This is a genomic window from Candidatus Clostridium helianthi, from assembly GCF_045310795.1.
GTDB lineage: Bacteria > Bacillota > Clostridia > Clostridiales > Clostridiaceae > Clostridium > Clostridium helianthi.
In genome coordinates this window covers 56,835-81,596 of sequence record NZ_JBJIAB010000023.1, presented here as the reverse complement: position 1 = coordinate 81,596, position 24,762 = coordinate 56,835, and the positions used below count along the sequence as shown (strand labels likewise).

32 protein-coding genes are annotated in these 24,762 nt (G+C 28.0%); 1 reads left to right on the top strand and 31 read right to left on the bottom strand.

The genetic code is table 11. The features are described from left to right. Window positions 1–6: 6 nt before the first annotated feature. From xseA to dapF, 27 genes are all read right to left on the bottom strand, one after another. Window positions 7–1,206, bottom strand: a complete 1,200-nt coding sequence (xseA, locus tag ACJDTP_RS17135) for an exodeoxyribonuclease VII large subunit (protein ID WP_017208899.1) — start codon at window positions 1,204–1,206, stop codon at window positions 7–9. Further along, window positions 1,196–2,044, bottom strand: a complete 849-nt coding sequence (locus tag ACJDTP_RS17130) for a bifunctional methylenetetrahydrofolate dehydrogenase/methenyltetrahydrofolate cyclohydrolase (protein WP_406761919.1) — start codon at window positions 2,042–2,044, stop codon at window positions 1,196–1,198. The genes xseA and ACJDTP_RS17130 overlap by 11 nt, the downstream gene beginning before the upstream one ends. A gap of 128 nt (window positions 2,045–2,172) precedes the next feature. Beyond that, window positions 2,173–2,574, bottom strand: a complete 402-nt coding sequence (gene nusB / locus ACJDTP_RS17125; RefSeq protein ID WP_168981214.1) for a transcription antitermination factor NusB — start codon at window positions 2,572–2,574, stop codon at window positions 2,173–2,175. Between the two features lie 131 nt (window positions 2,575–2,705). After that, a complete protein-coding gene (locus ACJDTP_RS17120; protein WP_011969024.1) occupies window positions 2,706–3,086 on the bottom strand; it encodes an Asp23/Gls24 family envelope stress response protein in 381 nt (126 codons plus the stop codon). A gap of 101 nt (window positions 3,087–3,187) precedes the next feature. Continuing rightward, the gene (locus tag ACJDTP_RS17115; protein ID WP_011969023.1) at window positions 3,188–3,703 is read right to left on the bottom strand and encodes a SpoIIIAH-like family protein; all 516 of its coding nucleotides are present in this window, start codon (window positions 3,701–3,703) and stop codon (window positions 3,188–3,190) included. Window positions 3,704–3,742: 39 nt separating this feature from the next. Next, a complete protein-coding gene (gene spoIIIAG / locus ACJDTP_RS17110; RefSeq protein ID WP_406761918.1) occupies window positions 3,743–4,363 on the bottom strand; it encodes a stage III sporulation protein AG in 621 nt (206 codons plus the stop codon). A gap of 11 nt (window positions 4,364–4,374) precedes the next feature. Then, complete coding sequence (spoIIIAF, locus tag ACJDTP_RS17105) at window positions 4,375–4,974, bottom strand: stage III sporulation protein AF (protein ID WP_406761917.1); 600 nt, start codon at window positions 4,972–4,974, stop codon at window positions 4,375–4,377. Between the two features lie 6 nt (window positions 4,975–4,980). Next, complete coding sequence (gene spoIIIAE, locus ACJDTP_RS17100; RefSeq protein ID WP_077837543.1) at window positions 4,981–6,270, bottom strand: stage III sporulation protein AE; 1,290 nt, start codon at window positions 6,268–6,270, stop codon at window positions 4,981–4,983. Between the two features lie 10 nt (window positions 6,271–6,280). Next, on the bottom strand, window positions 6,281–6,664 hold the full coding sequence (gene spoIIIAD / locus ACJDTP_RS17095) for a stage III sporulation protein AD (protein WP_406761916.1): 384 nt from the start codon (window positions 6,662–6,664) through the stop codon (window positions 6,281–6,283). An 11-nt stretch (window positions 6,665–6,675) separates the two neighbouring features. Continuing rightward, window positions 6,676–6,873 (bottom strand): stage III sporulation protein AC, encoded by a 198-nt coding sequence (spoIIIAC, locus tag ACJDTP_RS17090; protein WP_011969018.1) that lies wholly within the window; start codon window positions 6,871–6,873, stop codon window positions 6,676–6,678. Between the two features lie 64 nt (window positions 6,874–6,937). Then, window positions 6,938–7,456, bottom strand: a complete 519-nt coding sequence (gene spoIIIAB / locus ACJDTP_RS17085; protein ID WP_406761915.1) for a stage III sporulation protein SpoIIIAB — start codon at window positions 7,454–7,456, stop codon at window positions 6,938–6,940. Next, complete coding sequence (gene spoIIIAA / locus ACJDTP_RS17080) at window positions 7,444–8,364, bottom strand: stage III sporulation protein AA (protein WP_171771002.1); 921 nt, start codon at window positions 8,362–8,364, stop codon at window positions 7,444–7,446. The genes spoIIIAB and spoIIIAA overlap by 13 nt, the downstream gene beginning before the upstream one ends. Before the next feature lie 155 nt (window positions 8,365–8,519). Continuing rightward, complete coding sequence (locus ACJDTP_RS17075) at window positions 8,520–8,885, bottom strand: CD1247 N-terminal domain-containing protein (RefSeq protein ID WP_077842589.1); 366 nt, start codon at window positions 8,883–8,885, stop codon at window positions 8,520–8,522. A gap of 90 nt (window positions 8,886–8,975) precedes the next feature. Beyond that, the gene (efp, locus tag ACJDTP_RS17070) at window positions 8,976–9,533 is read right to left on the bottom strand and encodes an elongation factor P (RefSeq protein WP_023974718.1); all 558 of its coding nucleotides are present in this window, start codon (window positions 9,531–9,533) and stop codon (window positions 8,976–8,978) included. 323 nt (window positions 9,534–9,856) lie between these two features. Next, a complete protein-coding gene (locus ACJDTP_RS17065; protein ID WP_078115218.1) occupies window positions 9,857–10,225 on the bottom strand; it encodes a hypothetical protein in 369 nt (122 codons plus the stop codon). Then, a complete protein-coding gene (locus tag ACJDTP_RS17060; protein WP_078115217.1) occupies window positions 10,218–10,628 on the bottom strand; it encodes a hypothetical protein in 411 nt (136 codons plus the stop codon). Before ACJDTP_RS17060 ends, ACJDTP_RS17065 begins: the two co-directional genes overlap by 8 nt. Beyond that, the gene (locus ACJDTP_RS17055) at window positions 10,579–11,244 is read right to left on the bottom strand and encodes a hypothetical protein (RefSeq protein ID WP_406761914.1); all 666 of its coding nucleotides are present in this window, start codon (window positions 11,242–11,244) and stop codon (window positions 10,579–10,581) included. Before ACJDTP_RS17055 ends, ACJDTP_RS17060 begins: the two co-directional genes overlap by 50 nt. A gap of 67 nt (window positions 11,245–11,311) precedes the next feature. After that, on the bottom strand, window positions 11,312–11,734 hold the full coding sequence (locus tag ACJDTP_RS17050; protein WP_242964319.1) for a hypothetical protein: 423 nt from the start codon (window positions 11,732–11,734) through the stop codon (window positions 11,312–11,314). Beyond that, window positions 11,725–12,189, bottom strand: coding sequence for a hypothetical protein (locus tag ACJDTP_RS17045; protein ID WP_406761913.1), 465 nt, complete (start codon window positions 12,187–12,189; stop codon window positions 11,725–11,727). The genes ACJDTP_RS17050 and ACJDTP_RS17045 overlap by 10 nt, the downstream gene beginning before the upstream one ends. Then, window positions 12,179–12,604, bottom strand: a complete 426-nt coding sequence (locus ACJDTP_RS17040; protein ID WP_406761912.1) for a hypothetical protein — start codon at window positions 12,602–12,604, stop codon at window positions 12,179–12,181. The genes ACJDTP_RS17045 and ACJDTP_RS17040 overlap by 11 nt, the downstream gene beginning before the upstream one ends. Further along, on the bottom strand, window positions 12,601–13,047 hold the full coding sequence (locus ACJDTP_RS17035) for a prepilin-type N-terminal cleavage/methylation domain-containing protein (protein ID WP_406761911.1): 447 nt from the start codon (window positions 13,045–13,047) through the stop codon (window positions 12,601–12,603). Before ACJDTP_RS17035 ends, ACJDTP_RS17040 begins: the two co-directional genes overlap by 4 nt. Then, window positions 13,044–14,159, bottom strand: a complete 1,116-nt coding sequence (locus tag ACJDTP_RS17030) for a type II secretion system F family protein (RefSeq protein ID WP_406761910.1) — start codon at window positions 14,157–14,159, stop codon at window positions 13,044–13,046. Before ACJDTP_RS17030 ends, ACJDTP_RS17035 begins: the two co-directional genes overlap by 4 nt. After that, entirely contained in the window at window positions 14,152–15,516 is a 1,365-nt protein-coding gene (locus ACJDTP_RS17025) for a GspE/PulE family protein (RefSeq protein ID WP_171983622.1), read from the bottom strand. The genes ACJDTP_RS17030 and ACJDTP_RS17025 overlap by 8 nt, the downstream gene beginning before the upstream one ends. Before the next feature lie 204 nt (window positions 15,517–15,720). Then, window positions 15,721–15,942: a hypothetical protein gene (locus ACJDTP_RS17020; RefSeq protein ID WP_078115211.1), complete on the bottom strand. Its 222-nt coding sequence runs from the start codon at window positions 15,940–15,942 to the stop codon at window positions 15,721–15,723. A gap of 92 nt (window positions 15,943–16,034) precedes the next feature. Beyond that, a complete protein-coding gene (locus ACJDTP_RS17015; protein WP_077854236.1) occupies window positions 16,035–16,457 on the bottom strand; it encodes a GNAT family N-acetyltransferase in 423 nt (140 codons plus the stop codon). Window positions 16,458–16,706: 249 nt separating this feature from the next. Beyond that, window positions 16,707–17,714 (bottom strand): hypothetical protein, encoded by a 1,008-nt coding sequence (locus ACJDTP_RS17010; protein WP_406761909.1) that lies wholly within the window; start codon window positions 17,712–17,714, stop codon window positions 16,707–16,709. Window positions 17,715–17,740: 26 nt separating this feature from the next. Next, window positions 17,741–18,568, bottom strand: coding sequence for a diaminopimelate epimerase (gene dapF, locus ACJDTP_RS17005; protein ID WP_077853671.1), 828 nt, complete (start codon window positions 18,566–18,568; stop codon window positions 17,741–17,743). A gap of 428 nt (window positions 18,569–18,996) precedes the next feature. Here dapF and ACJDTP_RS17000 point away from each other — a divergent pair, with 428 nt between their 5' ends. Then, entirely contained in the window at window positions 18,997–20,730 is a 1,734-nt protein-coding gene (locus tag ACJDTP_RS17000) for an Rqc2 family fibronectin-binding protein (protein WP_406761908.1), read from the top strand. A 71-nt stretch (window positions 20,731–20,801) separates the two neighbouring features. Here ACJDTP_RS17000 and ACJDTP_RS16995 read toward each other — a convergent pair whose 3' ends face one another. The 4 genes from ACJDTP_RS16995 to ACJDTP_RS16980 form a co-directional block, all read right to left on the bottom strand. Then, window positions 20,802–21,647 carry a MurR/RpiR family transcriptional regulator gene (locus tag ACJDTP_RS16995; RefSeq protein ID WP_077837527.1) on the bottom strand — a complete coding sequence of 282 codons (846 nt, stop codon included), beginning with the start codon at window positions 21,645–21,647 and terminating at the stop codon, window positions 20,802–20,804. Between the two features lie 363 nt (window positions 21,648–22,010). Continuing rightward, on the bottom strand, window positions 22,011–23,171 hold the full coding sequence (locus ACJDTP_RS16990) for a THUMP domain-containing class I SAM-dependent RNA methyltransferase (RefSeq protein WP_077842424.1): 1,161 nt from the start codon (window positions 23,169–23,171) through the stop codon (window positions 22,011–22,013). A 23-nt stretch (window positions 23,172–23,194) separates the two neighbouring features. Beyond that, window positions 23,195–23,731, bottom strand: a complete 537-nt coding sequence (pyrR, locus tag ACJDTP_RS16985) for a bifunctional pyr operon transcriptional regulator/uracil phosphoribosyltransferase PyrR (protein WP_011968922.1) — start codon at window positions 23,729–23,731, stop codon at window positions 23,195–23,197. Between the two features lie 17 nt (window positions 23,732–23,748). Further along, window positions 23,749–24,666 (bottom strand): RluA family pseudouridine synthase, encoded by a 918-nt coding sequence (locus ACJDTP_RS16980; RefSeq protein ID WP_078115206.1) that lies wholly within the window; start codon window positions 24,664–24,666, stop codon window positions 23,749–23,751. Between the last annotated feature and the right edge of the window lie 96 nt (window positions 24,667–24,762).

Here is a 24,762-nt window from a genome sequence, read left to right as displayed (position 1 = left end):
AACTCCTCATTTTGATGGTATGAATTTTCCCTCTATATTACCATCTTTAAGAATAACTTCTATATTTTTATCTTCATTTAGCTGTTCTTTCGATGTAATAATATTATTTTCATTATCTTTTATTATAGCATATCCTTTTGAAATTACCTTAATTGGATTATGAGCAAAAAGCAAATTATTTAAATTTTCTACTTTGTTCTTTTCTCCTTTAATTTTCGTTCTCATTGCAAAATTCAACCTATCTTGTAATCTATCCACTTCTAAATATGAATTAGATATTTTAGCCATCGGAGAATGAACCTTTAAAATTCTTTGAGCTCCTGATAAATTATTTCTACAAGTATCTAATCTATCACTTATATACTTATCTAAATTCTTTGAAATATCTAGTAATCTATCTTTTATATTATCACTAAGTGGAACAGCAATCTCAGCACCTTGAGAAGGTGTTGCTGCCCTGACATCTGCTACAAAATCACAAATTGTAAAATCTATCTCATGCCCTACTGCTGAAATTATGGGTATTTTAGAGTTAAAAATCGCCTTAGCCAACTCCTCTTCATTAAAATTCCATAATTCCTCTATTGAACCTCCGCCTCTGCCTACTATAATTATATCTACTGATTTCTTTCTATTAAAATAACTAATTCCAGAAATGATATCCTTGTAGGCACCTGCACCTTGTACTTTTGCCGGATATAGGACTACATCCACAAGACTACTTCTTCTAGTTGAAACATTTATAATATCTCTTATTGCCGCTCCTGTTGGCGATGTAACTATTCCTATTCTCTGAGGATACTTTGGTAATTCCTTTTTATATGCTTCATCAAAATATCCTTCTTTAGATAATTTTTCTTTAAGTTTCTCAAATTTAATGAATAAATCGCCTAAGCCTTCTTTTCTTATCTCATCACAATAAAGCTGGAAGCTTCCAGTGGCAGGGTATATTGATGCCCTACCTTTAATAATAACTTCCATCCCTTCTTCTAATGGAAAATCTAATAATACTGCATTACTTTTAAACATAACGCAATTTATCCTGCCACTACTATCTTTAAGTGTAAAGTAAATATGACCACTACTATGATACTTCAAATTAGAAATCTCCCCTTTTACAGAGAGATTACTTAAGATAAAGTCATTGTCTAACATTCTTTTTATATAATTTGTGACCTCTGAAACAGTTAAAGTCTTAATATTCATTTTCCTGTAAAGCCTCACATGCATTTTTTATTAATAAAGTAGTTGTTAAGGAGCCAACTCCACCTGGAACTGGAGTTAAATATCTACATTTATCTATTACCTTATCAAAATCTACATCTCCAGTTATTTTACCCTCAAAAGATGATGTTCCAACATCTATTACAATCGTATTTTCATTTACGTATGTTTCATCAATGAATTTTGGTCTTCCTATAGCTACTACTAAAATATCTGCATTCTTGCAAACTTCTCTTAGATTCTTAGTTTTTGAATGACAAATTGTAACTGTTGCATTTTCATTCAATAAAAGCTGAGCTACTGGCTTTCCAACTATATTGCTTCTTCCAAGGACTACAACATTCTTCCCTACAATATCTATGTTTAGACTCTTAATTAAGGTAATTACTGAATTAGGTGTACAAGGTAAAAATTTTGGCTCTCCCATATATAGTTTTCCTTGACTCTCAAATGTAAGACAATCAATATCCTTATTAGGAGATATTTGCTTGATAATTTTCTTTTCATCAAAATTATTCGGAAGTGGCAACTGTAGAATAATTCCATGAATATTATTATCTTCATTTAATTTATGTATTTCTGCTATAACATCTTCGTCATTGCAAGTTTCTGGTAAAGTTAATTTTAGAAACTCAACTCCAAGAGAATTAGCTACTTTCTCTTGACTGCCCATATAATAAATAGATCCACCATCATTACCAACTAATATTGATGCAATTTTAGGAACTTGAAGATCTTTTTCTTTTCTATTATTAACAAAATTTTTTATTTCTTCTTTAACTTTTAATGTAACTTCTTTACCATTAATAATTTGCCCCATTTTATCATTCTACCCACTTTCACTTTGTAATCCTATTTTATATGATTTTAAGTATTTTTAATTGCAAATATTCTAAACATAATTAAATTATAAATCATGTGTATTTAAAATATATTAGTATATTAAAATTAGTCCTGCTTAATCTTATCTAGTACTCCATTTATAAACGATACACTTTTTTCATCTGAATATCTTCTTGTAATTTCTAAAGCTTCATTTATGGCAACACCTCTTGGTACTTCCTTATCATATAATAATTCGTATGTTGCAATTCTTAAAATGCTTAAATTAACTTTAGATATTCTTTCAATTTTCCAGTTATGTAAATTATCTTGTATAACTTTGTCAATTGCTTCTTTATTATTGTTTACACCAATTAACACTTGTTTTACATATGTTAAGTCAATCTCTTTTATATCCCCTTCATAATTCTCTACAAATGCTTCCACTACATCTTCCATTGTATCTTTGCTCAAAGTCATTCCAAAAAGTAACTCCATAGCCTTTTCTCTTGATAATTTTCTATTCATATATTCCTCCTAAATATGTATCATAGTTAATTATGTACATTTATCATTATACACACTTTTGCTTTCTTTTAAACCTTGGTTAATTTCAGCATAGAAACACCCTCTGAAAGCTTCAGAGGGTGAAAATCAAACTAGTTAGATTCACTTTCTTCCTTTTTTGATATATAAATATTCTGAACATAGATATTAACGGCTTCAACATATAGTCCAGTCATAGCTTCCACGGTTTTCTTAACATTATCTTGCACCTGAGGCACAACTTCCATTATTTTCTTACCATATTCAACTGATACGTTCATATCTATAATTGCTTTATCTTCTTCTAGAGTAACTTTGCTTGCTTTAGCGGTGTTCTTTTTACCTTTAAATATGTTTGTTAAGTTGTTTGCAACACCCATTTGAGCATCTAATATTCCATCAATCTCCTGAGCAGCAATTCCTGCAATAACGCTTACTACCTCATCAGAAATTTTAACTACTCCGATATTTTCTTCTCTAACTAAATCTTCCATGTTACTTTAACCTCCTAGGTTTTGTGATAACAAAACATGATAATCTTGTGTTCATTATATCAAATATAATTTAACATTACAAATATATTATGGTTTTTATACTATTTTTGTACTTGTATTATTACGTCTTTAATTTTTGATATCTCTTGAACTATTTCTTGTATAGCTACAGTTTCACTTTCTTGAAGTTCATTAGGTGATTTAACAATTACTGTTGCTTTATCTGATTGTAACATACATAAAGCATCCTCATAACCTTTATTTTTGATACTTAATTCTATTCTTCCTTCGCTATCTTTTGTCATTGTTTTTTGTGTTAACTCTTTTGTTGCTTGATCCTTTTGTTCCTTTGATGTATTTGCATCTGAAATTATTGAATTTAAAGTTTGTATTGTAGTTGAATCCTGTTGATCTCTTTCGCTTCGCGCATCATAAAAATAATTTTGTTGACTTAAAGCCTGTGTATCTTGTTCAGTTTTTGATTGATCAGTAGATAAAACCTGGCTTAAATCTGTTGGATCGTTTAGCCCTCCGTTATTAAGTTTTGCTGCTAGCATTCCTACACATAATATTAATGCTAATAATGTAAATATAATCCCACATTGTTTCTTTGTCATAATATTCTTCCTCCCATTCTTTTTCTATAAAATTATATGCTACTTCTTCATGCTATATACATTAACCTTATCTAAACTTAAGTTATATAGTTTTGACACAGCTTGTTCTATTCCATATTTTATCTTGCTATTGTCAGCACCTTCTGCAAGTATTATTATCCCAGTAATTTTAGGCTTATATGTTTTCAAAATAAATGGTTCATTATTTCCATCAGATGTTGTCATTACAGTTTTTGACGCATCTGTGTCTTGATTTGTAACTCTTTTTCCACCCTCGGTATCATTTTCCTCTGTAGTTGACTTTTGATTATTCTTATCATATGCCGGAACTTTTTCTCCTCCATTTTCAAAAGACATCATTACCTCAACATCACCAACTCCATTCATTTTCTTTAATATGTTTTTTAAATCATTTTTTTGTTTTTCTTCATATTTTTTTTCATCTGCTTCATTATTTATTTTAGTATCATCTACATTTTCTGCATTTGTTTTAGCTGCGGTAGATGATAGTTTATTGCTGCTAAAATTATTGTTGCCAGATGAAAATACATTCATAGCAATCAGGATAAATGCAAGTATTATGCAAACTGCTATAAGGCTCTTCATCTTTTTCTGCTCTAGTATTTTGCTAAATTCTTTTTTTAATTTATCTTTATCCATATATATACCTCCTACTCCTCTAATCCATATACTTCTATTTTCTCCTTTGGAATGTTTAATTCATTGCTTGCAAAATCGGCTATTTCACTGTATTCTGCATTTTTCCCTTCGTTATTTTCATCTGCACCTTTGCTTATTACTATTTTTTTTATTTTATTTATTTTATTACTACTTACACCTATCCTAAGTTTCTTTACATTTATAGTTACCTTACTAAAATCTACATCACAATCAACTTCGCTCTTAAAATTCATATCCTTGAAATTATTTTTTAAAATGTTATCACAATTTTTATTAAAGTTAGCTACAAATGCTTTTTTTCTCTCATCATCTTTATTACTTTTGCTTAATGTATTTATACTGTCAAAATTAGCTGTATCTCTATCTTTTGAAAACACTTGTTCATAATTATTAATGACATCTGTAAAGTTTTTTTCTCCACCTTCTACAAATTGCAAAATTGGATTTAATATAATTGTTATTAATATTAATCCTAAGACGAATTTTATATATTTCTTCATCTTACTAGGAGCAATCATCTCTACAGCGCTCATAAATATAAGAACAGTCACAAGGGTAATTACAAATTTTTTTAAAGCTTCCATAAACATATTATTTTATCCTCCAACTATAAACCTACCAGTGGATGCCATGATACCTATTAATATAAAAAACATAAAGCTTACAGTTAATACACATGATATTATAAGCATCATGGAACTTCCCGCTGCCTCCAATGACTTCGTTATTCTCGAATCGCTTATTGGTTCTATTAATGCTGCTGATAATTTATATATAAACTCTATAAGAACTAACTTAATAAGAGGATGTAAGAGAATTAAGATAATTACAACTAACCCTATTGAACTTATAGCGTTTTTTATTATAAGTGAATATCCAGCAACAGAAGTAATCGCATCCGAAAAGGCTTTTCCAACAATAGGAATAAAGTTGTCTACAGCGAATTTTGCCGTCTTTAGTGTTACTGCATCAATCGTAGTTGATGTAATCCCTCTAATCGTTAATAATCCTATAAAAATTGTTACTATGATTCCCTGAAACCATATAATGATCTGCTTAAACAACTTACACAAATTATTTATTTTATGCTCTGCTGATATGTTATTCGCAAATTCTAATACAAATCCCATTAATATCATTGGAATTATCACATTGGAATAAACTTTAGGTATAAATACAACTGCACCTAGTACTATAGGATCTAATGTAGTAGCCGCTGCTATTCCTCCAGCAAGAGAAATCATAGTCACAAGAATAGGGAGAAGCGCACTCATAAAATCTGAAATATTATTTATTACATCTTTAGCAACTGAAATTGAAATTATAAAACTCTTTGATAACACCATTATTATTAAGGCGTAGCATGCATAAAATGCTACTTGGGATATACTTTCACCTGAAAATGCATCTTGTAGATTTTTTAGTAGTGAACATATTATTGCTATTGTAACTATTGATATTACTAAAGATAATACACTTTTCACTTCTTTAAATATTATGCTTAATGCTGCTTTTAGAAGTGTATCAATTGAAAGATTCCCTTTACCTTCTTTGATATAAGTTTTGACATATTCAACTGGATTTAAATTGTTCATGAGCTCAACATCTGTTTTCATTTTGCTTATATATTCATATAGCGAATTAATTTCTTCTTTCGCACTTCCCCCTAATTCATCTATGTTAACTTCATTTTCAGAAGATTGTTTACTTTTATTCTTATCATAAAAGTTTGTGTTATTACCTGTTTCAATATCAACTTTATTATTTACTTCTGCCGCATAAATAGTTCTCGATTCAATAAAAGAATCACCTGGCACAGCCGAAATAAATATGTTAATCATAAGGCTCATTAATACTATAAACGTAACTCTTTTTATCATCTTCATATATAAACACCTACATTATCTGCAATATAGAATTTAATACTGCCATAAGTATCGGAATTGCTAGTACTAAAATCATTATTTTACCTGATAAATCTATTTGAGTTGCAAGACTATCGGCATTAGCATCCTTACATAACGCACTTGAAAATGATGCTATATATGTTATAGCCAAAATCTTGAGTACTATTCCAATATAGACCATATCAATATTGGCTTTATCTGCAATTTCTTTTACAAAGTCTATCACTTGTCTAAGTGGCTCTATCATAATAAGAAGAATTAATGCACCCGCAGTTAGAACAAGGAATGTATTTAATTCATTTTTAGATTGCTTGAATAATAGCATAATAAATAATGTTATAAACGCTATGCCTACAATTTTTACTATTAACATAATCTGCATACCTACATTACAAACATAGTTTTAACAGTACTAAATAAATCTCCTATGATCGAAACTATCATAAGCAGAATTATTACAACTCCTGCAATATTTGTTATAGCTGCAATCTCACCTTTTCCACTGCTAGTAAGAACCTTATCTAATACTACTAAAAGTATCCCAGCTCCTCCAATTTTAAAAAGTATAGTTATATCATGCATTTATCTTCCTCCAATCCTTATTTAGTATAATTATTTTAGCTATTATAAATTATTTATAATGACCTCATATCATAAATATGATTATCATTGCTCCCAAACATACTCCAAGATATCTATAAAGCTTTGTATTCTTCTTTGCATTTTCCTCTGCATCACTTAGATTTATTTTTATTCCTTCAATCGCCAATAAGAATATTTTTTCTTGTCCATAAACACCTGATTCTCCAAGAGACTTAAAAAAATCTGACATTATCTTTCTGTCATCACGTTCAAGATAAAATTCATTTTCTAACACTTGAAACTCCTCTAATGCTGCTTCATATACGCTTTCTACATTCCCTTTTAGTAATCTATTAACCACTGATTCAATAAAATTGCTCAGAGGCTTGCACACTTTATGTGATAAATTTCCCAAAGCTTCAGGCAAAGGAGTTGTTCCATAAACTATATCATTTTGGAGAATTGTTAAAGATTTTAATATCTCTTTAAGCTGCTCCTGCCTTTTCTTGAAAGTTTCTCCATATGCAAATCCTATATATGTGCTTATAATAAATATGCATACTATAAGAATTAATTTAAGCACATACTCTCACCTCCTTTTATGCTATACACATTTTCAACTGTTCCAATTCCATTTCTGTTACTTAATATTATTGCTCTTTCCAAAATCTCATTATCTAATAAATCACTAAGAACTCTTCTCTTATATAAATCTTCTATTGTAAAACCATGGATTGTTGTTATTATATTTACGCCAGAATTGAACGCCATAATAAGTGCTTCTATATCGCCCTTAGTGCCTATTTCATCGCAAATTAGTACTTCCGGAGAAAGACTTCTAATTGCCATGATTAACCCTTCTCTTTTTAAACAGTTATCTAATACATCTGTTCTGATTCCTAAATCGCTTTGAGGAATTCCAAAATAGCAGGCTCCTATTTCACTTCGTTCATCTATCACAGCCACCTTCTTACCAGTAACTCCTAAAGATGGCATTCCACTTGATATATTTCTAGCTATGTCTCGTAAAATTGTTGTCTTTCCACATTTAGGTGGAGAAATTATTATAGTATTATAAACTTTATATGCAGATGTAATATATTTCATAACCTTATTTGAACATCCAATTACTTCTCTGCAAATTCTTATATTTACAGATGAAATATTTCGTATAGTCTTTACTTCACCCTTTTCCATTACACATTCACCAGCTATGCCGATCCTATGTCCACCTTTAATTGTTATAAATCCTTGCCTTATATCTTCTTCATAGGCATATAATGAATAATTGGAAACTTTTTGCATAATACTTTTCATATCTTCCTTTGTAGAAATATAATTAATAATACTTTCTCCATATTTTGAGTAAACCAAAATTGGTTTCCCAATTTTAATCCTAAGCTCATATACCTGTTCTTTATTAAGTCTATCCTTAAGTAAATTACCTATTTTAGTTGGAAAAATTCCCACTATCTCTTCTTCACCAATCAAAACTCCACTGCCTCCTCCATCGTTCTCTTAATTAATTAATATTTAATATCTCCCAAAAATATTACTGAATTATAATAAAAATATGTAAATTAAAAAAATGGCTACCTTAAATTTAACTTTAAGATAGCCATTTCATTTATATATTTAATAATCAATTATCCTTTTATATTCTTTTTACAATAAGGACATGGAATTTCTTCGTTATTGCTTAGGGTGGATTGTTCAATAAAAATTGGTTTATTACAATGAATACAGTTTATTTCCGTATATTCATCTTCCATATCATTTAATTCATCTATAGACATCTCTTCAAATAGTTCATCTTGAATATTTGATAAATCATCATCCATAAATCTAATATTTTCTTCCAATGTTTCTTGATTTACAGTCAACTCTTCTATTCTTTGATTCATAACTTCTAAAATAGAGTATACATTATCAAAACATTCTTTATATTCCTTATTTTCTATTTTAGATAAATTCTTTTTTAAAGCTTCAATCTCTTTGCTAAGCTCTTCCATCTCTTTTCACTTCCTTCTCTTTATTTGTAAAAATGTTGCGATTAAATATAAAATAAAGTTGCTAAGCTTCTCGCTTAGCAACTATATAGCTTAAACTCTTTCCATGTATTCGCCAGTTCTAGTGTCTACTCTTATAACATCACCTTCATTAACAAACATAGGAACATTAACTATCGCACCTGTTTCAAGTGTAGCTGGTTTCATTGCATTAGTAGCAGTGTTTCCTTTAACGCCTGGTTCAGATTGTGTTATTAATAATTCAACAAAGTTTGGAGCTTCTACTGAGAATGCATCACCTTTAAAGAATTTTATTGTTGCAAACATATTTTCTTTTAAGAATCTTATTGCATCTTCAACTTTTTCATAGTTTAAAGGAATTTGCTCATATGTTTCTTGATCCATGAAGTAATATAATTCTCCATCTGAATAAAGATATTGCATTTCTTTTCTTTCGATTACTGCTTCTTGTAATTTTGTAGTTGGATTGAATGTTGTATCTGTAACTCCACCTGAAATTACATTTCTAAGTTTAGTTCTTACGAATGCTGCTCCTTTACCTGGCTTAACATGTAAAAATTCTACTACTGTAAATACTTGTCCATCCAATTCAAACGTTGTTCCTTTTCTTATATCTCCTGCTGTTATCATTAAAGATCCCTCCAAATTTATAAAATAAGACATATAATAAATAACACCTCTAAGATGTTCTGTATTCTTTTTGTTACTAAATAAAGAACATTACATCAAAGTAATATATTATTCAGTAAATATATTACTTTAGTACTATACAAAACAGACTATCATAATGACTTGTTATTTTTTTTAATATGCCTAATTACCGCGTAACTTTTTTTCAAATATTAAGCTAATATACTTAATCGTTGACATAACACTCATATTTTATCAAAAGACAATGATAATTGCAATCTTTCTGATTATTTTCCAGTAAAATTTTATAATTTTATAACCTTTTAAACACTTTCCTTAGTGCTTATATCTAATATAATAGAGGTTTCGTTCTTATTTTTATCTATACTATAGTTATTCACATCATAATTTTTTAATTTAGGCAGCTCATTTAATAGATCATCTTTACTACCAGATATTTTTATTTTCACATGCCATTTACCGTCTTTTTCATTAGCAGAAAGAATATTCTTTTCATTTAAGCAATCTAACTCTCTGTTAATTTGTTTTAAAGTTTTATGATCGTAAAATTTATTTTGCTGATTGTATACTTTGATATTATTAGCTTTTTTTATATTATTTATACATAGTATTTGCGTAAAGGCTAATATTATCATTATGCTTAAAATTATATGCTTGAGTAATCTATTCATATAAGCTTACTCCTAGTTTATATTTTTCATTATCATTTAAATTTATATCATGTATTTCTATAAAACCATTGGAACTTAACTCATCTATATCACTTAAATTATTTACTATTATATCCCCGCCATTATTAGTTATGTGTGCCTCTTCAATATTGTCTTTCGTTAAATTCTTTACCCAAATGCTAATATCTTCAAACTTAATCTTACCTTCTTCTAGGTTACTATTTCTATTTAATTTAGAACTTTCTTTAGTTTCACTTATATTTTGAACTACAAACGGAAAAGCAATTAAGTTAATAATTAAAAATGATATTATTACTTTATTCTCCTTTCTAATTGTGTTCATTTCAACCTTGTTAAAAAATCTTTCTGGAATGAAATCTTTGTTTTTCGTATATATTTTCATTTATAAATTCTCCTATATTCACTTTTTTAGCCTTAGATTTATTATTGTCTGAAATAATATCAACCGTATTGTCATCAACGTATATTTCTTCGAGATCACCTTTCTTTAAAAGGTTTTCTTCAACAATATGTTTATTTTCAGAAATAAATCCATCATGATATAATCTATCCCTAAATGATACATAGTAATAGCATGTATCATATTTTATTAGTGCTTTAAAATTTCTATTATTATCTCTAACTATTTTCATTAAAACATCTTTTATTATAAACTGAATTGGCTTAATTTCTATATTTATTGCCTTCTCAACTATTTTTTCAACTCTCTTACACCCTTTTATGGAGTATATTGAAATTACATTTCCCCTTTTCTCAAAATCATATAGTATATCTCCATTTTGAGGGAAATCATTTCTGATTTTTGAATCTACAAAGCTACATAATTTACATCTTCTTACAGCATTCTCAAAATGGCTCACAAATAATTCTTCTTGAAGTATTACCACCTTTATATTTGAAGTTAATAAACCACTTAATTCTCTAAATTCATTAAAATCATAATTTTTCCCATCATATGTGCAATAATTTTTTTTAATAAATATTATTGATTTTCTCATTAAATACCTCTTTTATAAACTACTCTTAGTCTAAATGCTTTCATAATTATTCACATTATTATAGATGCTATTTGTTATAGTCATCAAAATTATATGTTGGAATTAAAATTATTTTTTCCCCTTTAAAACTGTAAATAATTGATCTTTTTCTTATTACACTATCTTCTTTGTAAGTTGTTAGTAGAAGTTTATTATTATCTTTATTGTATTCGATTATATTATCATCTATTTTTTTATTAAAGTTTTCTAAAAACATATCTTCATTCAGTTTCTCACTATTTACTTTCTCTTTATTAATCTCTATCATAAACTTATTTAACACTTGTTCCTCATTTGAATTCAAATCATACCTATCTTTATCAAAATTGTATAAACAGCTTAGTTCATTGTTGTTTTTCATCATTTTAAACATAAAACATCCTAGAATGCTCATTAAAGATAACACTATCATAGTACTTATTAGTACAGTTCCTTTTTTCTTCAAATGCACTTAATAAATTCCCTCCCATCTTTGTCATGTAGTATAAAATAAATTAATTTTCCTTTTCCCTTAATTTCAAGATTGTCTATATCTTCAAGCATAGTATTTATTGTTTGTGTAACATCATTTCTTGTATATTTTATAAAAACTTTTCCGTCATAAGATTTAATTATTTTATCCATGCTATTGAATTCATCATTCTTTAAAAATTTAATTTGGTTATTATTAACTATTATCTGCTTAATTCCACCTTCACTTATAATATTATCTAAATCTATAAAAAAATTTTGATAGTTATTATACTTTATACTTAACTGAATTGATTCTAAATACGCTCTATACATGGATGTAAACAAACTTATTCCAGATGCTAAAATCATTGTTGTTAAAAAAATATATGATAATGATTCAATAATAGTAAATCCTCTCTTCTTTTTAAAAATATCTCCTATTCTATACTTCATCCATCCACCAACTTTTAGTAAACTTTTTTTCCACATTTACTTCATTTTTTCCAACCTTAATGTTAGCTACTATTTCTAAATTTAAGCCAACGTCATCCTCACTTATTTTGTCTAACTTAATGTCTTCACCATCTTCTAATTCATCTAGATTTTTATATGTTAATTCTCTACTAAAATCCCCATTATATTTAAATCCAATTTTATTTTCTAACATTTCATGTATTTCTTCATTTGATGTATTGTATTTCAGTTCATTTTCCAAATTACTTATTGCTCTATCGACTTCTTCTTGTAAAATTCTTTCCTTTAGTGTATTAGAATTTTCTATGCTAGTACTTATAACAAATGTAACAGTTAAAGTTAAAATCATTGCAGATCCTAATGTTTCAATTAATATACTGCCCTGCTTTTTCATATTGCCTCACCATTCTTTATACTAATCAAATCCACTCCAACGCCTATCGTTATATCCTGCTTTACGCCACAATTATCTATTATCTTTATTGTATTCCCCTTAGATATTTTTCCATCTGGCGTTACCAATATATTTATGTCTCCACTAATGATTTTTATTTCCTTCGGAATATATACAGTCTTCTCTATACTATCCCAACCATCTATAAATTTAATTTCATTTTTACTTGCCTTTACAGTTATTTTTCCATAGTTATTCTTTTCTCTACAAACCGCTTTGCCATATGAAAGTAAATTTTGAATCTCATAAATATATTCTGAATTGTCCATATTTTTTGATATATTTCGAGCAAATTTACTTAATGATATTCCTACACTAAGTAAAATTGTTATTATAAAAACACTTACCATCGTTTCGATTAACGTGAATCCATTGCTTCTCATTTTCTTATTCCGCCCTGAAGATTATTAAACAACGGAAGGACAAATATCAATAAAAATATAGTTATAAAACCGGCCATCATGATTATGAAAATCGGATTTATCAATTTCAAATATTTTTGTATTTTCTCATTAAGTCTATATTCTAGAGTATTTGCTAATTCTTTAAAACCTTCTTCTATTGTCCCACCCTCTTCTCTAATCCTTACAATAGCTAACGCATATTTTGAAAAGACACCACTTTTCTCTAAAGATTCAGTTAAAGTTTCCCCACTGATAATACTTAAATTTATTTCAGTAATTTTATTTCGTAAATACATAAAACTCATACTATTTTCACAATATTTAAGAGCCTGTGAAATGTTTATTCCAGTACTTGTTATTATAGAAAAAAGCAATACCATTATATACTCAAAAAAAGATCTTACGATACTTATCTTCGTTAATTTGTTTATGCTAATTTGATTAGATAAACATTTTATAAGAATTATTAATATTAATCCCCAAGAAAAAATTGCCACACCAGTAACCAGATGATTGTCCTTAAAAGCAATACTCATATCATATATAACTTGGCACCCTTTTGGTAATTTGACATTCATAGATTTATAGATTTCGAAAAAGTTTGGAATCACTTCGTTTACCAAAAATATACTGAGTAATATCATTGAAATAAATACAAACATCGGATAAATACATGCATTTTTGATTTCTTTCTTAATAAATAGCGATTTATCATAATAGACACTTAATCCCTTCAGCACTTCATATAGTTTTCCAGTATTCTCGCCAATTGAAATTATTCCTATGAAAAATTCTGGATATAAGTCTTTAAACTCTGAAAATCCTTGCGACAAACTACTACCTTGTTTTATCAGCTCTAAAACTCCATATAAACTATCCTTATAGATCTTGCTTGATAATATATCTGCTACTAAATCTAATGCTTCAGTTATTCTTATTCCATCCTTATAAATCTGTGCCAAACTTCCTGATATTAGCGCCAACTGTTTTTCATCTGTTTTATGCTTAATCCTCATATCTTTTTTAAAGCTAAAATGTGTTATATTTTTGAATCCCCTATAAGTCGAACTTTCCGAATTATTGCTATTCATTCAATCTTTCCCCTTCTATAAATTCTATATAATCACTATTAGATATCTTTCCTCGAAGTAATAGTTCTTCCAAATCCTTCTTCATATTTTCATTTGATAGGTATTTGCTATCCTTATATAAATCCATCATCCTTTTTTCACTATTGTCCTGCAAGAAGTGAACTGAACTGATTATTTGTCTTCCTGCATACCCTGAATAATTACACATTTTGCAACCACATTTTTTATATAACATCCTTCCGTTCACTGAATTTTCATCATCTATCTTCTTACAATTATCACATAAAATCTTAACTAATCTTTGTGATATTATTCCAACTAGCGCATCACTTAATAGATATGGTTTAATCCCCATATTCTCTAATCTTATATAAACTTCCCTTGCTGATTTACAGTGGATAGTGCTATATACTTTATGCCCAGTAATCGATGCCCTTACCGCCATGCTAGCTGTCTCTTCATCTCTAATCTCTCCAATCATAATCACATCTGGGTCCTGTCTCAATATGCTTCTAAGACCATTTGAGAAATCTATGTCCAATTTTTTATTTAGACTCATTTGGTTGATATTAGGCATAACTATTTCAACTGGATCTTCCAACGTCGTTATATTTAAAGCTTTGGAATCGATTTCTTTCAATATTGTATAGATTGTAGTAGTTTTGCCAGAACCGGTTGGACCGCTAATTAATATAAGTCCATTCTTCAAAGATATTATTTTTCTAATCAGTTTAATTTGACTTTCTGAGAATCCTAAGTCCTCAAGATTATAGTCAAAGTTATCACAATATAATATTCTAATTACTAGTTTTTCTCCGTATACTACAGGTATTGAAGATACTCTTAAATCGTATTTTAGATTATTATAATTAACTATTATTTTTCCATCTTGAGGTCTTCTTTTTTCAGTTATGTCCATATTAGCTTTGAGCTTAATCTTCGATGCAAGAGTTATATATTCATCAGAATCTATTTTGTGCACCAAAACTAAACTACCATTAATTCTATATCGTACATAAACACAGCCATTTTGAGGTTCTATATGAATGTCGCTAGCATTAACCTTTATTGCATTAGTTATCAATATCTCTTCTAGTGATTTATCATCTATACCAAATATTATATTTTTTAAGCTTTCGTAATTTCTCTCTTCGATTTCTTTGATAACTATGTTTTTGTTATATATAAATCTTAGATATTCTTTTGCTTCTTCAGTTACTCCATATGACAAAACTATTACCTCGTCCAATTTTTCTTTTATTGGAATAACTCTATACTTCTCACAAATTTCTTTTTTTAAATTTTTAGCCGTTCCTAAATCTACATCTTCAATTTCATATTCCTTAATTTTAAACACACCTATCTGATTTTATATTTTTTAGTTTCTATTTTAAATTTTGAACCAAAATCTCAGTAATTATTCATTTAATTCCAAATAATGTAATTTTCTTATTATCAAAATGAGAGAGACCACTAAATGTTTAAATTAAAAATCCTAGACATTAATAAATGCCTAGGATTTTATGATAACTTAAAGAGTTAAATGCTAATACTATACTTTTCATTTCTTAACATCATTATATTTTCTTGCAGCTTTCCATGTTTTACCGTACAATGATTTAGGATTTTTATTTGGCTTAACTCCTCTCATTTCTTCTCTAACAATTGCTCTTGCAATAATTTTAAATTTTCTGAACTCTTCTTCAGTAACTTCTTGCCCAAGTAAGTTCTTTGTTATTAATTCACTAGTCTTTTTGTTAATAGCTTTATCAAATTTATTCATTAATCTACGCTCCTATATAACAATTTTAAATTCTAAAGATATTATTATCTTTAAAGCTTTAGTTTATCCATTAACTCTTACTTATTCTTTTATTATTCTATAAAACCTTTCATTTGCATTTTAATTGAATTTCTGAAAAAAGCCATTCCTGTTTTCATCTTTCTAAAATTTAATTTTTCATAAAATTTCTCTTTTCCAGGTGAAGCATATAATATAGCATTACATGTAGGAACGCCTTCTAAGATTTTATTAACAATCTTACTTCCTATACTCTTACCTTGATATTCAGGTAGCACAGCTACATCATAAATTGCAGATTGATAAACTCCATCAGAGATTGCTCGTCCAAAACCAATCAACTTATCATTATCAAAAGCAAATACAGCAGCATAACTATTTTCAAATGCTTTCTTATGTATTTCGCCTTCATAATGACTCATCCCTACTTTTTCTAGTATACTAGATACCTCTTCCCAATCTATATTACTACAGTTATATTGTAATTTTAGATCCATTCTACTATCTCCTTTTTTAATATATATATATTTCAATTCATAATGCTGCACATTTCACAATTCACAATTACAGCTAAAATTCTTTTAATATTTTTAGAATTATGACGAAAAATTATTTTTGCAATATATATTATTATTTTTATGATAAGAATAGCATATACCCCTACGTAAGGTAAGAGTCAATACTTTTCTATATTAATAAAGAATCCTCCATCATATAAAGACATGATAAAGAATTCTAAATTTAGATTACTGCGTATATGCTAAAAAAACATATTCTGATGAACTATTCCCTATTTCACTTATGCTGCCATCTTGAGTGTATGTATAAATTTGCTCTTTCTTGAGATCTCCATTACTAGAACCTATAAATAAAACATCTCCATTTTCACTTACCTCTAATCCTTTTTCTATTTTTACAGTACCCGGAAAATCAAAGACTAATCTTTTTACCTTGTTATCTGTTAATTCATATAAAGAATTAATATTATTATACGCTTTTCCTGTAAAATACAGCTTATCTTTATTTATAATTATATCTGAAATCTCTTCTATGTTATCTGTCAAAAGCTTAACATCTTTTGTCTTTTTATTTATCATCATTACTTCTCTTTTATTTTCCAGTGTTAATTGTAGAAATACTACATCGTCATCTCTTGATTTTATAAATGCTAAATAGCCTTCATTAATCTTATAAAGCAACTCTTCTTTATTTTCTTTTATATTATAAGTAAATAATCCATTAACGCCATCATTGCTTACTCCATAATAAACCAATGTATCTGTATCATACCAGTCGTATAATGTTCCCGATATTGAAACATTAGATTTCATTTCAATTTCTTTATTTCCATTTGTATTGAATATTTTCAACTTAAGCCCATTATCATCTATAAAGTAAGAAATATAATTTCCACCTTTTGATAATTTTAATCCACTATAATTTTCATCTTGGATTTCATATCTATGTCCGCTATTAACTACATAATTTTTACCACTATCTACATATATATAATTAGAACTACTTTTATCATAATCTATGATAACCTTATTTCCCTTTGTCTCCACATACTTACCATTATCATAATTATATAGTTTATAATTACCGTCTTCGCTTTTTAGAACAGCTCCTATATTTAACTTGATATCCTCTGTCACATTAGGCACATCTTCTTTTTTAGATGCACATCCTAAGACAAACAGTGGAATTGCAATGAAAGCAAAAATGCTTAAGCACTTTCTTACTAATGAATTCATTTTTTATTTCCTCGTTTTTTATAATTTTATAAAGAAAGTTCACCCTTGAAAACCACTTCTGCAGGGCCTTTCATATAAACATCTTTACCTAAAACTTCTATTATCAACTCTCCTCCAGGAGCTTTAACAAAAATCTCTTTATCTTTATTAACAAATCCCAAATCCTTAGCAACTACTACTGAAGCACTGCATCCTGTTCCACAAGCTAATGTAGCTCCAGCACCTCTCTCCCATGTATTAACTGTTATATGGGTATCATCCACTATTTTCACAAAATTTACGTTACTTCCTTCACCGAATATATCCAATTTTTCTATCTTTGATCCCTCTTGAATAACATTGTATTCTCTATCACTTTCGAAAATTATTGTATGAGGAACTCCAAGTAGTAAAGTAGTCATCTTATACTTTTTATCATCTACAGTAATTTCTTTTTCTATAAGACTTTCCAAATTATTTAAAGGTATATCGCATCCGTTATAAGATGGATTTCCCATATAAACTCTTACATACTTAACATTTTCATTTTCTAATATTATTTCAATTTCTTTAATTCCATCACCAGTTTCAACTGAAAATTTATCCCCTGTAGCTATTTTATGTTCATAAACATATTTCCCAAAACATCTTATAGCATTTCCACACATATTAGCTCTTGAACCGTCGGCATTTATTATAACCATTTTAGCATGAGCTATCTCTGATTTTCTAACAATAACAAGACCATCAGCACCAATGCCAAAATGTCTGTCACAAAGTTTTTTTGCTAATAAGCATTCATCTTTAATCTCATTATTGAAATCCTCAATAAATACGAAATCATTTCCTGCCCCTTGCATTTTATAAAAGTTCATTTAAATTCCCCCTATTGAATAACTGTATTTCTTATAATTAATAATTGTATAATTTCATAAGCGTCAACTATTTAATATTAAACTTTTGTATTTAATCATTAATAATATCACCAAGTTTAAATTATAACTTATTTAAAAATTTTTCTATATACTTTTTTTAAATTTTTTTATAATATTTAACTCTTTTTCATTCTATTATTCTAGTTTTCCATTTATAATATATATTTTTTAATATCAGTTTACATTTGGTACTTTAGCAATCCAAAAACTCAATTAGAATTACAATGTTAAAACTAAATTTTATTATATTAATATAACATCTATGTATACATTCGATTCACCCTTCTTCTCATTTTTGCTATTAATTGATAATTATATGCCTATAATGTTATACTATTTATAGTTACACTAAGAAAGGATGACATAAAATGGCATTAGATGGTATCTACCTATATAGTTTAGTAAATAATTTAGAAAAATCAATATTAAATTCCAAAATAGATAAGATAAATCAACCTGAAAAAGATGAAATTATTCTGACTCTAAGAAAAGATCGTCAGAATATCAAACTTTTGATTTCAGCATCCCCTAGGTTTGCCAGAATACATTTAACAAATAGCACGAAGGAGAATCCTATTAAAGCTCCTATGTATTTAATGGTTCTTAGAAAATACATACTAGGTGGTAGAATTACAAATCTTACTCAAAAAGATAACGATAGAATTTTAATAATAGAAATTGAAAATAGAGACGAACTAGGATTTGATAGTTTATATTCTCTTATAGTTGAAATTATGGGACGACACTCTAATATCACACTTGTTAGAAATAGAGATAATAAAGTTATGGAATCAATAAAACATATAACTGCTGATATAAATAGTTATAGAGTATTGTATCCTGGTGTCAATTTTATTTATCCTCCATCTTCTACTAAATTAAATCCTTTTTCTACTACCTTAGAAGAACTATCTTCTTTTGTAAACAAAAATTCTATTGTTTTTGATAATAAATTTTATTTTAATTGTTTCACAGGAATAAGTAATCTATTGTCTAATGATTTATATTATAACATTACAAATCATAATAATTCACCTACAATAAGTGAAATTTATGAAAATTTTAATAAATTCATTTGTAATTTAAATCAAAACATCTCTTACAATATGTATACAAATAAATTGGGAATTGTAAAAGATTTTTATTCCCTAAAATTAAATTCACTAAATGAAGATTATCTATCAATTTCATATGATAATCCTAATGTATTAATGGATGCCTTTTATGAGAAGAAAGATAAACAAGATAGATTACAAAATAAATCTACTGATTTGCAAAAACTTATTCATACAAATATTGATAGATGTAATAAGAAATTAAAAATACTTAATGAAACTCTTAATGAGTGCGCTGAAAAAGAATCTTTTAAAATAAAAGGTGATCTTTTAACTTCATATATTTATAGTATAAAAAAAGGTGATAGCGAATGTACTTTACTAAATTTTTATAACGAAAATCAAGAAGAATATATTACTATCTCTTTAAATAAAACCAAAACACCTGCTGAAAATGTTCAGTATTATTATAAAAAATACAATAAGCTAAAGACATCTGAGGAATACGCTAAAGTTCAACTCAAGAAAAATGATGAAGAAATGGAATATTTAAATTCTGTACTTACTAATATTCTAAATGCTGAAAGCTATAATGAAATTGATGAAATAAAAAATGAACTTATTGAAACTGGATATATAAGATTTAGAAAAAATAGCAAGAATTCAAAAAAAGTAAAGACTTCTAAACCTAATCACTTTGTTTCAAGTGATGGAATTGATATTTATGTTGGTAAAAACAATCTTCAAAATGATTACCTAAGTTTAAAATTTGCAAATAAAAACTATCTGTGGCTCCATGCAAAAGATATTCCTGGGTCTCATGTTATAGTTTGCTCTTTTGATGTACCAGACAAAACTCTTGAGGAAGCAGCTATAATCGCAGCTTATTATAGCAAAGGAAAAGATTCACTAAAACTACCTATTGATTACACGAAAGTTAAAGAATTAAAAAAGCCTAATGGGGCAAAACCTGGAATGGTAATTTACCATACTAATAAAACTCTAATGGTAAACCCTGCTGACTTTAATAAAATATTTAATGCATAATTTACTGAAAAAGAGATATATCTTAATCCTAGGATATATCTCTTTTTAGTAAACATATAATATTTTTAGATTTAAATGAACAAATCAAATTTTCTACACGCTTCCTCTAGCAATTCTACATTACTATTGAAAAAGTCTTTCTTTTCTTTTTCAATAGATGCAATCAAAGCATTAATCAAGCTCAATGGTGCAGCAAAAGATTCTATAAACCTTGTTCCCTTGCTTATAGCTGTTAATGTTATATCGGAATATGGAACAAGCGGAGACAACATACTGTCAGTTATTGATATCGTTGTAGCTCCCATTCTTTTTAGATGTGTAAAAATTTCTACTGTACTTCTTGCATATTTCTCAAAGGTAATCCCTATAATTACATCTTCATTATTGACTCCACTAATCTGCTTTGGGATTTGCTCTATATGCTCAATTAAATTTACGTTGTTAAACATTAAATCTAGATAATATTTTAAAAACATTCCAAGTACAGATGAGCTTCTTCTTGCTACTATATATATTCTTTTTGCATTTAATAGCAGATTAACAGATCTTCTTAATTCATATATATTTAAGTCCTCCATTGTCAGTTTAATATTATTTACGTCATCTTCAAATATGTTGTAAATATCTCTTTCTTCACTATCACCAGAATCAGAATCGATCCTTATACGCTTGGTTTTAGACACTTGCTGTTGCATGGATTCTTGAGTATCTTTTAAAAATTCAGGATAACCTTTGTATCCCAAAAAAATCACAAACCTCGTGACAGTTGCTATACTTACTCCTGATAATTTAGCTAACTTTTCAACAGTTAGAAAAGGCGTACTATTTGGGTGTGCTAATATATATTTTGCTATTTTTTCTTGTGCTTTGCTCATATTCGGTATTTTTTCTGCCATTTTTTGATATACCTCTGACATAGTTTAAACTCCTTTCTTTTGACAATTTAAGAGTATCTATCTGACTACTAGTTTCAAATTCTTTACAATATTATTTCTGAAATTATTAATTTCTGACATACATATCACAATTGATTCTCTACATTTTATTTCTAATTAAAGATTTGGATTATTAAATTTTCAAATTTAAATTTGTTATTGAAACTTGTATATCTTATATATTTTTATTTCAATTATCATATGCAGAAACTCTTTAACAAAAAAAGACGCTAACAATTCCAACTGATTGTTAGCGCCTTTGCCATCAAATTTTATTTAAATTTATTTTATCACTTTAAGAAAACTTTGTAAATATGTTTTCAAAGCTTTCTGATGCCTTAAACTTTACTTTATTAATTCATTTATTAATATATCACCAGCATTTTTAATTTTATTATTGTCAAAATATTGATAATAATAACATTTTATTTTTCCATTGTATAATTTTCTATTCTTTGTTGATTTTAATCCAAATGTTTTTTCAAATGGCTCAAAAGATGTTAATATATTAAAATCCCAATCTTCCAGCTTTTTCTTTGTATTTCCCATATGTTTATATAGAGTAGGTAATATTTCCTTCTCACCGATTCTCTCTCCATATGGTGGATTTGAAACTACGAATCCATACTTTCTAGAAGTCGAAAATTCCATAAAATCTCTTTTTTGAAATTGTATATATTTATCAACTCCTGCTTTCTTTGCATTTTCCATAGCAACTTTGAGAACTCTATAGTCTATATCATATCCTATTAGTCTTATATCCTTATTCTTTTCAGATCTCTTTGCACCTTCTCTTACTGAATCAAATGTATCTTTAGTAATTGAAGGCCATGTTTCACATACAAAACTTCTGTTTACTCCTGGTGCAATATTTTGAGCTATCATAGCGGCTTCAATTAATATTGTGCCCGAGCCACAAAATGGATCTATTAATTCAAACTCATCATTCCATCTTGAGATTAGAAGCATTGAAGCTGCTAAAGTTTCTTTTAATGGTGCTGCTCCAGCAAGTTCTCTATAACCCCTTTTATGTAATCCTGGGCCTGTTGTATCTATAGTAAGCGTAACTATATCTTTTAAGATAGCCACCTCTATTTTATAAACTGGTCCACTTTCGCTAAATGTCTCTATGCCATAGCTTTCACTCATACTTTTAACAACAGCTTTTTTAACTATAGATTGACAGTCAGGAACACTATGAAGCGTTGATTTAATACTTTTGCCAACAACATGCATAACTCCGTCTTCAGGAATTATCTTACTCCATTCTACTTTTTTAGTCCCTTGAAAAAGTTCTTCGAAGGATTTAGCTTCAAATTCTGCCATTTTTATAAGTACCCTATCCGCAGTTCTTAAATGAATATTGCAAATTGCTATATCCATTTCGTCTCCCTCGAAAGTTACTCTTCCGTTTTCAATTTTCAAATCTTCATAACCAAGTGCCCTTAATTCTTTCGCAGTTATGCTTTCTATTCCGAAAGTACTTGTTGCAATTAACTCATACATATTTTTGCATTCTCCCTTTTTATCTATTTATCAAATATTTTCACTGAATCTTCTCCATCAATTTCTTTTAGAGATACTGCTATAACCTCATTTTTAGAAGTTGGAATGTTTTTACCCACATAATCTGCTCTAATTGGTAGTTCTTTATGCCCTCTGTCTATAAGAACCGCTAATTGAATACCTCTAGGTCTATTTACATCCATAATTGCATCTATAGCTGCTCTTGCTGTCCTACATGTATATAAAACATCATCAATTATAATTATCTTTTTATCTTTTATTTCAAGACCTAAATCTAAATTCTTAATCTCTAAATCTTCACTTATCTTAGTTAAATCATCTCTGTACAATGTTATATCTACAGATCCAACTGGAACATCTACCCCTTCTATTCCCTTTATATAGCTAGCAATTCTTTTTGCAAGCGGATACCCTCTAGTCTTAATTCCAAGTAAAACTAGTTCATCTATTCCTTTATTTCTTTCAATTATTTCATGAGAAATTCTTATTAATGTTCTATTAACAGCTTTTTCATCTAATAAAACTGATTTTAATTTCATGTTATTCCTCCACTATTTTATCTTACTTCATTTCTTAATTTTTCTATTATTTCTTGAAAGTATTCTGGCAATTCTGTTGTGAATTCCATATATTCATTTTTGCTTGGATGAACAAAACCTAATGTCTTCGCATGTAACATTTGACCTTTCAATTTGAATCTTTGTTTCTTAAATCCATAAAGAGGATCACCAACTAGCGGAAATCCGATAGATGCCATATGAACTCTTATCTGATGTGTTCTTCCAGTTTCTAATATACATTTTATCAATGTGTAGCCATTGAATCTTTCTAAAACTTCATAATGTGTTACAGCTCTTTTGCCTCCCTCTACAATTCCTATCTTTAACCTATCTCTCTTATTTCTAGCCAAAGGTTTATCAATTATACCTTTATCATTTTTTAGTCTTCCTTCAACCAAAGCATAATATTCTCTCTTCATTGAGTGATCTTTTAATTGCTCTGAAAGTTTATTATGGGCTTCATCATTTTTTGCTACAACCAAAACTCCAGATGTATCTTTATCAATTCTGTGAACTATTCCTGGTCTTATAATTCCATTTATGCTGGATAAATCTTTACAATGATGAAGCAGAGCATTAACTAATGTTCCATTATAGTTTCCTGGCGCAGGATGCACAACCATCCCCTGAGGTTTATTAACAACTACTACATCTTTATCTTCGTAAAGTATATTAATAGGTATTTCTTCAGCCTCTACTTTTAATACCTCAGGTTCGCTAAATGTTACTTCTATTTCATCAAGAGCTCTTAGTTTATAATTACTCTTAGGAGTTTTATTATTAACCTTAATACCATCCTTTTCAATAAGTCCTTGGATAAAAGATCTTGATTTATCAACAAAAATTTCAGCTAAATACTTATCGATTCGCTCTCCTCTATCTTTTTCATCAACTATAAAAACATTTTTCTCCATAAATCAATATCCCTTCCTATTTAGCATATTCTTTCAACATTATAATATAATAACTTAGACTTTACAATTACTTAACACCTGAAATTTATTAGATTA